Raw genomic sequence first — 12,521 nt, 5'->3', positions numbered from 1 at the left:
CATTGCCAAAGGAGGTGCCCCATGCGCGCCCTGAAAATCGCTGCCACCGGAATGAGCGCCCAGCAAATGCGGGTCGAGACGATATCGAACAACCTCGCCAACATGAGCACGACCGGTTACAACGCGCGTCGGGCCGAGTTCGCCGACCTGCATTATCAACAAAAGACCCGCGCGGGCACGGTCAACGCCAACGACGGCACGGTATTGCCAACGGGGGTTCAACTTGGCCTCGGCGTGCGCCCGGCGGCGGTGTCGATGCATCTTGCGCAGGGGTCCTTGTCGGCCACCGGGGCGGACCTGGACGTCGCCATCGACGGCAAGGGCTATCTTGAGGTCACGCTGCCGTCGGGCCAGTCGGCCTATACCCGCGATGGCGCTCTCAAACGCACTGGCGACGGGCTGATCGTCACCTCCGACGGCTACGCGGTCGCGCCCGAAATCGTGATCCCCGCCGATGTGCGCAGCCTGTCGATCAATGCCGCGGGAGAGGTCTATGCCTATTTCGTGGATGCCGCCGAGGCGCAGCTTCTGGGGCAATTCACCTTGGCCGGGTTCACCAATGCCAAGGGGCTGGAGGCGCTAGGCAGCAACCTCTTCTCCGAAACCGAGGCCTCTGGTCCCGCGTTGGTCGCGACCCCCGGCGAAGACGGGCTTGGCACATTGCGGCAAGGCTATCTTGAGGACAGCTCGGTCGATGCCGTGCGCGAAGTGACCGAGTTGATCGAGGCGCAGCGCGGGTACGAGATGAACGCCAAGGTGATTTCGGCGGCGGACCAGATGATGGCCGCCACGACGCAGGTGCGGTGATGCGCTGTGTCGCAATCCTAGTCGCCGTGTGTCTGGGCGGCGTTGCACTGGCCGATACCGTGGTGCCCGCGCGCACGATCCGCGCCGCCGCCATCATCACCGAAATCGATCTGGGGCTTGTGCCGGGGGATACGGCAAATGGGTTTTCGCGGCTGCGCGATGTCGCGGGTCAAGAGGCGCGCCGCGTGCTCTATGCCGGGCGTCCGATCCGTGTGGACGATATCGGCCCGCCGGCGCTGGTCGACCGCAATCAAATTGTCATCCTGCGGTATCAGGGCGGTGGCCTGAGCATCGTCACCGAGGGCCGCGCGCTGGAGCGCGGTGGTCTGGGGGATCGGATCCGGGTGATGAACCTCACATCGCGCAACACGCTGTTCGGCCAGGTCAAGCCCGATGGCAGCGTGCAGATTTTTCAATAAGGACACTCACATGAAGCGTTTTTTCCTCTTGGGGCTGACCGGTCTCGCATTCGCCTCTGGCTGTGCGCGGATCGATCATCTTGGCAAGCCGCCGACCTTTTCCTCGCCCATGACGACGACTGAACACACCGCGATGATGTCGCCGGGCTTGCCCATTCGCATCGAAGAGCAACGGGCCGTCGATCGGGCATCGCTGTGGTCGGGGACGCGGCAGTCGCTTTTGGGGGATCGGCGCGCCGTTCAGCAGGGCGACATCCTGACGGTCGTGATAGAGATCGATGAAAAGGCCGAGATTTCCAACGCCACGGACCGGTCGCGGTCAGGATCGGAAAGCCTCGGTGTGCCGCAACTTTTCGGGCTGCCGCAGCGTCTGGACGAAAAGCTGCCCGAAGGGGCGTCCTCTGCCGATGCGGTGTCGATCAATTCGACCAGCAGCGCGTCGGGCGACGGATCGGTCAAACGCAAGGAAAAGCTGACCCTGCGGGTCGCCGCGACCATTGTCCAGGTCCTTCCCAATGGCGTTCTGTCCATCGCCGGCTCGCAGGAACTGCGGGTGAATTTCGAAATGCGCGAACTGCTGGTCACGGGCTATGTCCGGCCTGAGGACATCTCGCGCCAGAATGAAATTACCTATGACAAGATCGCCCAGGCAAGGGTGTCTTATGGAGGGCGTGGCCAGATCACCGATGTGCAACAACCCCGCATCGGCCAGCAGGTGCTCGATGCCGTGCTGCCATTCTGAGGAGAAGAGTCCATGATCGGAAAAATGTTGCCTGTCGTGCTTGTCTTTCTGGGGTCCGGCGCTGGGGTCGGTGCCGGTATCTTTCTGCGTCCCGACCCCGTGCCTGACGCGGTCGAGGCTGTGCAGAACAGCGAAGATGCCGCCACCACGGTTGCCCAACGCGATCCGTCGCCGGATGAGGAAACCCCGCCGGAAGGGTACGAATACGTGAAGATGAACAACCAGTTCGTCGTACCTGTCGTGCAGGATGAAAAGGTGGCGGCGCTGGTCGTGATGTCCTTGAGCATCGAAGCGCAGGCCGGCCAAAGCGATGCGATTTACCTGCGCGAACCAAAGTTGCGCGATGTGTTTCTGCAAGTCCTGTTCGATCACGCCAATATCGGCGGTTTCGAGGGTGCGTTCACGAACGCCGGCACGCTTGATATCCTGCGCGGCGCGTTGCGCGAGGCGGCGCAAAAGACGATGGGGCAGGGGCTGGTCAATGACGTTTTGATAACGGAAATCGCGCGCCAGGATTATTGACGCTGGTTGATCACTGCGGTTTCGATGGCCCGTTCCAAATTGGTTCGGGCCATTTTCCTGGAGCGTAGTGCTTTCTCCTCGGCAACCAGCCCCTCGGTGACAAGCGTCTTGCCGTACGCCCGCCGCACCTGACGCAGATGGTGTTCCTTTTGCGCAAGCACACGTGCAAGGCTAAGGTTCAACTCGGTTTTGGCGCGGCCGACCCAAGCCTGCCAGATGACGTCGGCACCGATCGCGCGCATTTCCGTGGCATCCTCCGTGCGCGAGCCGCGCAATTGCGCGTCCAATCTGGCCAGTTCGGACCTGAGACGGTTTTCCTCGGCGACCAGTGTCTGGAACGCCAGTTGCGTTTGCAGATACCGTGCGTGGCTGACGCGTCGCAATGCATCCAGATTGCCGCGATGCGTCATCCCCGCCCCTTTGCCCGTTGACGCATTGCCTCGGCAAAGCGGATGGCCGCGGCGACCGCTTGATAGTGGTCCGGCGCGATCTCTTGGCCGATGTCCGTGGTCGCGTGCAATGCGCGCGCAGTTGGGGGGTCGCTGTGGATCGGCACGCCCGCCTCACTCGCAAGGTCGCGGATACGATGCGCGATCTCGTCGACACCCTTGGCAACGCAAACCGGTGCCTCGCCCGGGGCGCGGCTCCACGTCAGGGCAACGGCGTAGTGGGTGGGGTTCACGATGACGACATCGGCCTTTGGAACGTCTGCCATCATTTGTGAATTGACCTTTGCCATCGCGCGTTGGCGCCGTTCTTGCTTGATCTGCGGGTCGCCTTCGGCATCCTTGGTCTCGTCCATGATCTCCTTGCGTGACATGCGGTTTTTCCGCAAATGCTCGAAATGCTGCCAAATCGCGTCGATCCCACCGATGGCACCGGACACGATGACAACGACGAACAGGAAGGCAAGGCAGACCTCCGTCAGCAAGGCAATGGCGATGCGCGGCTCCGAATTCAGCACCGCCACCATCTCGCCCAGACGCGCGTTGATAAAGGCGGCCAGGCAGGCGGAGTAGATGCACAGCTTGGCGAAGCTTTTGAAGAACTCGAACAGGCCACTGCGTCCGAACTTGTTTTTTGCATTGGACAGAATTGAAATGCGCGACGCCTTTGGGCGCAGCTTCGACGGGGCAAAGACCAGCCCCCTCTGTGCGATCAACGCCAGCATGACAGCCAGCGCCGGAACGGCGAAAATCGGAAAAAGCGACCCGGCCGCCGCGCGCATCAATCCGCCGACAGGCGCCCCTGCGGCACCATTGAAAAACAGGGGAGCAAGCTCCGACGAGCGGTCGATCATCACCATCAATGCGGTTCCGAGCGCGGTCAGGCCATGCGCTCCGCTCAGCAGGAACGCGATAAGCAATCCCGCATATCCGGCGGCCGTCAGCAGGTCATTGGATTTCGCGATCTCGCCTTTCTTGCGCGCTTCCTGAAGTTTGTGCGGCGTCGCCTCGAACGGCTTGTCGGTATCGTCGTCCGGCGCGCTCATGGCTGCGGCCCGAACGGGTTGGCCAGAAAGCTGTCAAGCGCGCCAAGCCAGACGGACAGTATCATCGGTGCCGACAGGCACAGCAACAACAACCCGCCCGCGGTGATGACCGGGGCGCCGACAAACGCCACCATCAGTTGCGGCATCGCCTTGTTGATGGCGCCCAGTGCCAAATTGTACAGGACCGAGAGGATGACAAAGGGCGCCGCCAGCGTAAACGCCAGCGAAAATGCGACGCGCACCTGGTTCAGACCCCATTCCGACAGAACCGAGGCATTGACGAAGCGCCCCTGCGGCAACAGATCGTAGGACAGGATCAAAAGTGCCGCCGCCTTGATGTGCAGGCCGGTCATCACCGCAAGCGCAAGCCCGCCGACGATTAGCACGTATCCGATGGCCGGCAACGGCTCCACCGCGGCGCCGCCCAGAAGTTGAGACAGCGACGTGGATTGAGCGGCAATCGCGCCCGCGGTCTGCAGCGCCAGAATGAACAATCGCACCCCTAGGCCCAGTGCAAGCCCGGCAAGCGTTTCCGTCAGAACCATGATCGGCAACGCCGCCGATCCGTTCGGCCCCGGGGTCGCGGCGACCGCCGGTGCCACGATCAGGGTGAACCCGAGCGCTACGATCAGCTTGATCCGGGCGGGCACCGACGTTTCGCCAAACGCGGGAAGCAAGGCAACCATGGCGGTGACGCGCAGGAATACCGCGAACCCGTGCCAGAGCGCATCCTGCGCCAGCGTCGTCAGGTCCGCCAGTGGCGTCATGCCGCGACGACGCCAACAAGCGACGGTCGGGCATCTATTCCGATTTCCTCGAATGACAGCACCGGATTGCTGATCCCCTTGGCCCGCATCACTGTGCGCAGGAACCGCCGACGTCTTGTGTTCGTGACGATCGCCGCGAATATGCCGTTCCGGCTGGCATCCTGAAGCTTGGCTGACATGTTGTCTGCCAGCTGGTTGAAGATGTCCGGCGGCAACGCGATGTCCAGGCCACGATCCGCCTCGACCTGATAGGATGCGAACGTGTCCTCCCATTCCGGTGCCAGTTGGATCAACGGCAGCGTCCCGTCGGGACGGCGCATTTCCGCAACCAACTGAAATCCCAGGCGTTGACGGACGTGTTCGCAGATAGCTTCGGATTGTGCATTCAGACCGCGCGCTTCGGCGGTCGCTTCGAGGATCAGCGGCAGATTCCTGATCGACACCTGCTCATCCAGCAAAAGCCGCAGCACGCTGTGCAACACATCGATCGGCACCTTGTCGGGTATCATTTCATCCAGAAGTTTCCGGTTTGCCTCTGCCCGGACGGGGTTCGATATATTCACCATCTCCGCCAACAATCGCCGCAAAGATTTCAAGGTCAGAAGGCGGCTGAAGTTGCGTTTGACCGTTTCCAGAAGATGCGTGGCGAGGATTTCCGTAGGCGTCACCAGGGTGATCCCGCTCAACGCGGCCTGTTCCTGATCGCGGCTGTTGATCCACCGTGCCGGCGCGCCGTAGACCGGCTCGGTTGTGTCCATGCCACCCGGCATCTGTGTCTCTGTCTCAGGCAGAAGTGCCAGAATTTGATCGGGGTTCAGCTGCGCGCGGGCCTGCTCCACCCCCTGAATGCGGATCACATAGGTGCCCATGGCTAGACCCGGATGATCGGTCAGCCGGATTTCGGGGAGGATCAGACCAAAGACGGACGCCACATGCGTTCGCATATTTGCAATCCGGGCGTCCAGACCGGTGCCCGGATCAAGCACCATGTTTACGAGGTCTGGGGAAAACTCGACGTGAATGTCGTCCAACTCAAGAATATCGCCCAGGGGCTTTTCCTTGGGCAGTATCAAATCGACCTCATCGCCGCTGTCGCTTGTGTCTGTCGTGCGGGCCTTGCCGTGCATGAGGTATGCCGCACCGCCCAGGATCGCCGCGCCGGCCAGAAAGGGAACGGCGGGCAGACCCGGGAACAAGGCGAACAACACCATCAGCACCGCCACGGTGGCAAGGGCCGACGGGTGTTTGCCCAACTGGCTGAATACCGCAAGATCGGTAGCCCCCTGTGCACCGCCGCGCGCCAGCAGCAGGGCGGATGCAATCGAAATGACAACGGCGGGGATCTGCGACACCAATCCATCGCCCACCGTCAAGATGGCATAGGTTTCAAACGCGTCGCCCATCGGCATTCCGTGAACGGCAACTCCCATGACCAGCCCCGCCACGAGGTTGAGAAGCGTGATCAACAACCCCGCAATCGCGTCGCCCTTGACGAATTTCGACGCCCCGTCGAGGGATCCGAAAAAGGTCGTTTCCTGTTGCTCCCTCTCGCGGCGCTCGCGGGCCTGCTCATGTGTGATCGCGCCGGCCGCAATGTCGCTGTCGATCGCCATCTGCTTGCCCGGCATCGCATCCAAGGCAAAGCGCGCGCCGACTTCTGCCATGCGGGTGGCACCCTTGTTGATCACCATGAAATTGACGATCAAAAGCACGCCGAACACGACCAGGCCCAGAAAAACGGAGCCGCCCATCACGAACTGGGCAAAGCCTTCGATCACGTCACCGGCTGCGCCCGTGCCGGTGTGGCCCTGACCGATGATCAGCTTGGTCGATGACACATTCAGCGACAGGCGGAGCATCAGCGAGGCAAGAAGGATCGTGGGAAAGGCCGAGAAATCGAGTGGCCGCTCGATAAACAGCGTGACGGTGAAGATGAGAATCGCCAGCGCAAACGACGCGGCCAGCCCGGTATCGAGAATCCATGCAGGCACCGGCAATATCATCATGACGATCACTGCCATCAAGGCGATGGCAAGCATGATCGTCGGGCTGAACATGGCTTTGAAAGACAGGTTTTGCATGGCCTACCCGCCCAATCCGCTGCCGGACCGTGACAACAGACTGCCTTGACCGGTTGATCCCAGCGGCACGAGCGACCCCATGCGCGGCAAGGTGTTCTGCCGCCGCAAAAGCGGGAAGGAGTTGGCCGGCCCGTTCCGATCGCGCCCTTGTCGGGCCGGTTCAACTTGCTCGGGCCGATGCGTATCTCCCTTCGGAAGTGCCGCGCGAATTGCATCAAACCGCGCGATGTACGTCTGCGCGTATTTCTCGGTCCGCGAATGGTAAGCGCCCGCTGCCTTGGACCAGTCGCCCAGTTCGTCATAAAGGGTGGTCAGGAATTTTGCCGCGTAGCGGGCATTTGGGATCGGATCGAACATCTCTTCGATCGAGGCGAAGGCCTGGCTATGCCATTTGTAGTTTATCTGGAAGCAGCCGATGTCGAAACTGCGCGCGCCGCGTTTGAAATGTTTGAAGACATAAGCACGCGCGGCAAATTCATCATCGAACCAGACACCCGTTCCTTCCATGTTGACGGTCCAGGCCCACGGCTGCAGCTTGCCATGATGCCGTCGCCCGGTTTCCGTTCGGGTGATCGCGCGCAAGACGGTCAGTGGAACGCCCGATTCGCGCGATGCCCGCTGCGCGGCATCATCGCAGATCGCGGCGGGGTCGGTTGCCGCCGTGGCGGGATAAACCGCTAAGGGCCAATTCAGGCCGAGGACGAATGCAAGACAACAGGTCAACCGTGCCCAAATGGATCGTCCTGTACTCAGCGACATCGTAGCCCTCTCCGGACCGCGTTCTGCGGTTCTTCACTGGTAACGGGACAAAGTTTATTTTGTGTAACCAAGCGACGGGACGACCGGGACTTTTGGACCGGTCCGCTATGGTTGGTCCGCGGCTGGAATCTGCAGGCTCGTCAACAGATTATCCAGCGCGGCACGGGCCGCGACACTGTTTTCAAGAGCGGCCGAGGACTTTGACAACATGCCGTCGGCGACGTCGATCGGGTTTGCAGGTTCCTGCGCCAAGGTTGCCACCGCTCCGAAAACCGGGGTGTCCGCGTCCATCAGATCCTGCCAGCCTTCCGATAACCACGCTGCGTCGCGGGCGGCGTCGGGGTCGTTGGCCGCTTGATACACCGCGGCGGCCTGCGCCGTGTCACCGGCGAGAAGCAATGCTTCGGCGCGCAGGGCGTCCGCCTCAGGGCCATCCATCTGGGCAAGGGCCGCAAGCGCGCGCCTGGGTTGATCCATTGCCAAAGCGATCCTGGCCCCGATGACCTGTCGCTCGGGCGACAGCGGCGCAGCAGGGACCGCTGCGATCAACGGATCCGCTTGTGCGGCAAAGCCGAGACTGACCAGCCGGGCAGACATTTCAAGCAGGGTGTCGGGCGACAATCGCTCCGGTCGGTCGTTTGCCTGCGCGAACACATGATCGAGAAAGGAAATATCGTCCGCCCGCCGCGTCACCTGCGACAAAACCTCCGAGGTAAGGGTGTCATGGTTCTGGTCCCCGTCCTGCAGTGTGTGTGCGCGCAGGGCGTCGAACGCCTTGGTAAACTGGTCCGATTGCGCAAGTGCCAGCACCAGGGCGCGGCGCAGTGCGGGCGCGATCGGGCCGTCGCGCAATTCCTGCGCATAAGCTGCGACAAGGGTTGTCGTCTCGACCGAGATTGCCTGCCCAGCGGCCAATCGCCGATCCACCAGCTGGATCAGGGCCTGTGGCGACTGTAGTGCGTTTTTCCCGGCAACATCCGACAGCAGCGCCTCGGCTTTGGGCATGCTGCCCGCCTGCATTTCCAGTTCGGATTTGGCCAGCGTGGCGTTTGGCTTGAGCGGTTCCGGCAAGCGTTCGATATTGCGCAAGGCAGCCGCGGCCTCATGAGTGAGACCGCTTGCAAGGAAACGGCGGCTCAACTCCGGTGCAAGTTCCCTGCGCAGGTGCAAAGGCAGCGCAGTCAAGGCGCGCAACGCCGCGCCGCCGTCGATCATCTGGTGATCCGGAACAGCCTGCCATGCGAGGACCGCCCAAAGCGCGATCTCGGACGGGCAGTCGGTAAAGCGCGCCACGCCGGTCTGACGCAAAGAATGGCCCAGTTCGAATATTTCGGCGAGATCCATCAACATCGGATGCAACAAGGCGAGGTCAGGCGCCAGACCGAGCGTCTGGCGCGCCTCGGCGCCAAAACCGAAATGGAGATAGAGACGGGCCAGCGCAACGGCGGCGTCCTGGTCCAGGCGATCGAATTCGCCAAAAAGCATCTGGCGCGCAGCACTGATTTCCACGTTGAAAGACGTGCTTTTCGCCCAATCCTCGACTTTCAGACTATCCGGAGGCGGACAGGTTTGACCAAGCTGCGTCAACTGATCCGGATATCCGTCGCCCGTGCGCGTTGTCCTTTCCATGCTGTTGGTGATCCGGATGTTTCCCGAGGTCTCGGGGGTGACGGCCAGTGCCTGCAGGACCGGCAGATCCGGCAGATCCACATCATTGCGCGGCAAGGGGTCCATTTCCAGATCAGGTGTTTGCGGAGACAGGAGGCCTTGGGTCGTGGCCCGGCCAACGCTGCGGATCAACTGGTCGCGCGTGGCCCGAAGCAGTCGTGTTCCCGCGTCGTCGGGAGCAGTCAACACTGGGACAGCATTCAACCGGTCTCCCGTCGCTTCGCGGACACCGGGTTTTTCTGGGTGCGCTTGCGATCCCGACGGCTGAGAGGGGAACTGCACGCTGGGCTTGGGGGGGAGCCTTCGATCCCAAATGAGGTCGCCGTAGTGAAAGGTTATCACGGGCTGACGCGGACCAGGGACCGGGGCGGACGGTTCAGGTTGCAGGGACGCTTGCGCGACAACGGGTGCATCCGTCACATCCAGAATCAGCATGCGGTCGATCAAGAAACTGTTCACCCCGCAGGCGCACGCCAGCGACACCGTGATGGTATCGCGACCCGCGCGAATATCTGAAACCCGCGTCTGGGGAATGCGGCGGAATACGCCGCCAATATCAAACCCGTCAGAGTGACCTGTCAGGGTGACAACCCGTGTGACACCTTCGCCAGACATCTGCCACGTGGCCCCGTCAGGAAGATTGACAACCACGCGGGTGAAACTGTCATGCTCGCCTGTCCGCACAACCGCCGGTGCGGCCACGCCCGACGTCGCGATGCAAAGCCCGATCATCGCCGCAATTCGTCTCAGCATCACGCCGCACCCTGCTTGACCGCTTTGAGCGCGTCTTCCAGCTCGGAAAAGCTGGGCCGACAATGAGACGGCGTGTTCTGGCGACCCACTTCGATGCAGATGTTGGTCGCATGATTGTGCAGGTTGGCGACCAGAACCTCACGGATCAACTGGTAGAAATGAGCATCTTCTTCGGTAACGGTTTTGACCTTGGCGGCGAAGGGACCGACCAGTCCGTAGGCCAGGAACACGCCCAGAAACGTTCCCACCAACGCGCCGCCGATCAGTTTTCCCAGAACTTCCGGTGGCTGATCGATCGAGGCCATTGTCTTGATCACCCCAAGAACGGCGGCCACGATTCCCAAGGCAGGCAGACCATCTGCCACGGTTTGCAGGGCATGGCTCGAATGCATGGCATGCTGCATGTTTGCGTCCATCCGCTTTTCCAGAACCTCTTCGACCTGATGCGGGTCGTCATAGTTCATTGAGGCGGATCGCATCGTGTCGCAGATCAGGGCGATGGCTTCCTTGTCGGTCAGGATCTTTCCATATTTCGAAAAAATCGGAGACTCCTCGGGCGCTTCGATGTGTTCTTCGATCGCGACCGGGTTCTGACGGGCAAGCCGTATCAATTCGAACAGCAGACACAAAAGGTCGCGATAGTCTTCGTGCTTCCACTTGGGGCCTTTGAAGACGCGACCCACGTCCTTGAGGGTGTGCTTGATCGCGGCCATGTCGTTGCTGATCAGGAAAGCCCCGGCCGCCGCGCCACCGATCATGGTGAATTCGAACGGCAGAGACTTGAGAATGATCCCCATCTTGCCGCCGGCGGCCAGGTATCCGCCGAACACCATGACGAATATTGTGATAATTCCAACGATTCCGATCATGGTTGCCCCCGGCATGACTTCTGTTGCGCCGACCTTGGCAAATCGAAGTTAAGAAAGCCTCTTTGCGGATCAGCCTTTTGGAACATTTGCGTTTCGGCCCGCCAGGATGACGCTGATCGTATAGGCGGAAGTCGGGGATAATCCGGCCATGATGCCGGCGGCGGCATCGGCGCGCATCCGGCCCAGAAAACCGGCAGCGAACTCCGGCTCCATCGCTTCGAACAAGGCCGCCGCGTCCTTGGGTTTCATGCTTTCGTACACCGTCGTCAAACGCGCCAGATCATCTTCCGCGGCGCTGTCGGCCAAAGCGAGCGTTGCACGCAGGGCGGCTTCGGCGGATTGCAGGCTGGCCAGGCGTTTCTCGATTTCCTGATCGGCGACCGACAGAGCCTTGAGCCTTATTTCCATTCTTTTTTCGCGCTCTAGGATACGCGCTTCGCGTTGTTGAAAGGCTTGCAGCATCGCCTGCATGTCACCGGGCGACGACGGCGATGCGGCCGTTGCCATATCCATATCCGTTTGCGCGGGCAGCAAAGCGTCTTTTGCAAAAGCGGGGCCAGCGCCAGCACCCACCCGGAGCGCCGCCGACCCCATCAAAAGCGCCGCGATCAACAGCACTGTCCCGCGTCCGGATCTGCGACGACGTGTTTTCGATGCCTTGCCCATCACGCTGCTCCCGCGGTGCGGTGCCGGGTGAACATCGGCCCGGCCGCGTCTTGCAGCGGGGGCGGGGCTGGTGCCTTGCTCTCCGCTTTCGGGGGGGCCGCCATCGGCCGGTCCGGGATATCGTGCAGCGACGCCATCTGAAGCTCGAGCCGACGCGACATGTCCTCGGCGCGCCGTGTCAATTCAGTCAGGCTTTTGGCGGAAGCGGCGGCTGTCGCCTGAGCTGCCGAAAGGGTTTTCGTCAGATCATCCACCTGTGCCGACAGCACGGCAACCGCGCCACCCACGCCCTTTTCAAGATCGTTGAACCGGTTCAGCCTGCGGCCCAGGACCAGACAGTACAAACCGGCCCCCAACGCACCTGCAACCAGCAGAATATCAGCGATAATGTCCATCTTACCCTCTCAGTTCAGTACAAATTCCATCACGAGCAGGTCGTTGACCCGCCCCGGGCCCGCCACGACCTGCACCCGGCGCAGCATTTGCGCGCGCAATCGGATCAGGGCGGAGGGATCTTCGAGATCGGCCACTTCAAGGGCACGCAAATAGCCGTTGAGCACATCGACGACGCGTGGCAGCAGCAATTCGACGTGGCTTTGATGCGCGCTGGGCACTTCAAGCTCTGCCCGAAACCGCAAATACTGGGCGTTATCGGAACCCGCCAGAGAGATCGTCAGCGGATCCACCGCGACAAACGCGATATCGGGCGTGTCGCCGATAACGTCATTCTCAGTATCGGCGTGACTGTCCGATTCGGGGGCAAGAATCATCCCCGACCACGTGGCGTAGAACCCCGCGCCACCACCCGCCATCCCCAGAACAAGCCCAATAAGCAAAGGCAATTTGGATGTCTTGCGCGGTGCATCGTTCGTTTCAGTCTCTGGATCGTCCTGATCTGACATTTGGGTCCCAATCCTGGTTGTGAAACTTGATATAGACCCGATTGCACTAACCGATTGTTAAGCCAGTTCGGTCA

The 12,521-nt window shown here is 61.5% G+C and carries 14 protein-coding genes; 4 read left to right on the top strand and 10 right to left on the bottom strand.

The genetic code is table 11. The features are described 5' to 3' along the window. The first annotated feature begins 21 nt into the window (after positions 1–21). From flgG to FDT80_RS09495, 4 genes are read left to right on the top strand one after another with little or no spacing between them, the layout of a single operon-like run. Positions 22–807, top strand: a complete 786-nt coding sequence (gene flgG / locus FDT80_RS09510) for a flagellar basal-body rod protein FlgG (RefSeq protein ID WP_138662047.1) — start codon at positions 22–24, stop codon at positions 805–807. Beyond that, a complete protein-coding gene (gene flgA, locus FDT80_RS09505) occupies positions 807–1,226 on the top strand; it encodes a flagellar basal body P-ring formation chaperone FlgA (protein WP_138662046.1) in 420 nt (139 codons plus the stop codon). Before flgG ends, flgA begins: the two co-directional genes overlap by 1 nt. A gap of 10 nt (positions 1,227–1,236) precedes the next feature. Then, positions 1,237–1,968 (top strand): flagellar basal body L-ring protein FlgH, encoded by a 732-nt coding sequence (gene flgH / locus FDT80_RS09500; protein WP_138662045.1) that lies wholly within the window; start codon positions 1,237–1,239, stop codon positions 1,966–1,968. 12 nt (positions 1,969–1,980) lie between these two features. Then, positions 1,981–2,490, top strand: coding sequence for a flagellar basal body-associated FliL family protein (locus FDT80_RS09495; protein WP_170311837.1), 510 nt, complete (start codon positions 1,981–1,983; stop codon positions 2,488–2,490). Here FDT80_RS09495 and FDT80_RS09490 read toward each other — a convergent pair. From FDT80_RS09490 to FDT80_RS09445, 10 genes are all read right to left on the bottom strand, one after another. Further along, positions 2,484–2,900 (bottom strand): hypothetical protein, encoded by a 417-nt coding sequence (locus FDT80_RS09490; protein WP_138662044.1) that lies wholly within the window; start codon positions 2,898–2,900, stop codon positions 2,484–2,486. The genes FDT80_RS09495 and FDT80_RS09490 overlap by 7 nt on opposite strands. After that, positions 2,897–3,982 carry a flagellar type III secretion system protein FlhB gene (flhB, locus tag FDT80_RS09485; protein WP_138662043.1) on the bottom strand — a complete coding sequence of 362 codons (1,086 nt, stop codon included), beginning with the start codon at positions 3,980–3,982 and terminating at the stop codon, positions 2,897–2,899. The genes FDT80_RS09490 and flhB overlap by 4 nt, the downstream gene beginning before the upstream one ends. Next, entirely contained in the window at positions 3,979–4,749 is a 771-nt protein-coding gene (locus FDT80_RS09480; protein ID WP_138662042.1) for a flagellar biosynthetic protein FliR, read from the bottom strand. The genes flhB and FDT80_RS09480 overlap by 4 nt, the downstream gene beginning before the upstream one ends. Then, on the bottom strand, positions 4,746–6,830 hold the full coding sequence (gene flhA / locus FDT80_RS09475) for a flagellar biosynthesis protein FlhA (RefSeq protein ID WP_138662041.1): 2,085 nt from the start codon (positions 6,828–6,830) through the stop codon (positions 4,746–4,748). The genes FDT80_RS09480 and flhA overlap by 4 nt, the downstream gene beginning before the upstream one ends. A gap of 3 nt (positions 6,831–6,833) precedes the next feature. After that, positions 6,834–7,412, bottom strand: a complete 579-nt coding sequence (locus FDT80_RS09470) for a transglycosylase SLT domain-containing protein (RefSeq protein ID WP_246039917.1) — start codon at positions 7,410–7,412, stop codon at positions 6,834–6,836. Positions 7,413–7,694: 282 nt separating this feature from the next. Further along, positions 7,695–9,989 carry a hypothetical protein gene (locus FDT80_RS09465; RefSeq protein ID WP_138662039.1) on the bottom strand — a complete coding sequence of 765 codons (2,295 nt, stop codon included), beginning with the start codon at positions 9,987–9,989 and terminating at the stop codon, positions 7,695–7,697. 20 nt (positions 9,990–10,009) lie between these two features. Beyond that, a complete protein-coding gene (gene motA, locus FDT80_RS09460) occupies positions 10,010–10,879 on the bottom strand; it encodes a flagellar motor stator protein MotA (protein ID WP_138662038.1) in 870 nt (289 codons plus the stop codon). Positions 10,880–10,948: 69 nt separating this feature from the next. After that, entirely contained in the window at positions 10,949–11,545 is a 597-nt protein-coding gene (locus tag FDT80_RS09455; protein WP_138662037.1) for a MotE family protein, read from the bottom strand. After that, complete coding sequence (locus FDT80_RS09450) at positions 11,545–11,940, bottom strand: hypothetical protein (RefSeq protein WP_138662036.1); 396 nt, start codon at positions 11,938–11,940, stop codon at positions 11,545–11,547. Before FDT80_RS09450 ends, FDT80_RS09455 begins: the two co-directional genes overlap by 1 nt. A gap of 9 nt (positions 11,941–11,949) precedes the next feature. Beyond that, complete coding sequence (locus FDT80_RS09445; protein WP_138662035.1) at positions 11,950–12,447, bottom strand: flagellar basal body-associated FliL family protein; 498 nt, start codon at positions 12,445–12,447, stop codon at positions 11,950–11,952. Positions 12,448–12,521: the final 74 nt, after the last annotated feature.

Origin of the sequence: Sulfitobacter sabulilitoris (assembly GCF_005887615.1) — a bacterium.
In the GTDB taxonomy this organism is placed as follows: Bacteria; Pseudomonadota; Alphaproteobacteria; order Rhodobacterales; family Rhodobacteraceae; genus Sulfitobacter_E; species Sulfitobacter_E sabulilitoris.
The sequence above is the reverse complement of the archived record's forward strand: the minus strand, read 5'-3'. Positions and strand labels throughout refer to the sequence as shown.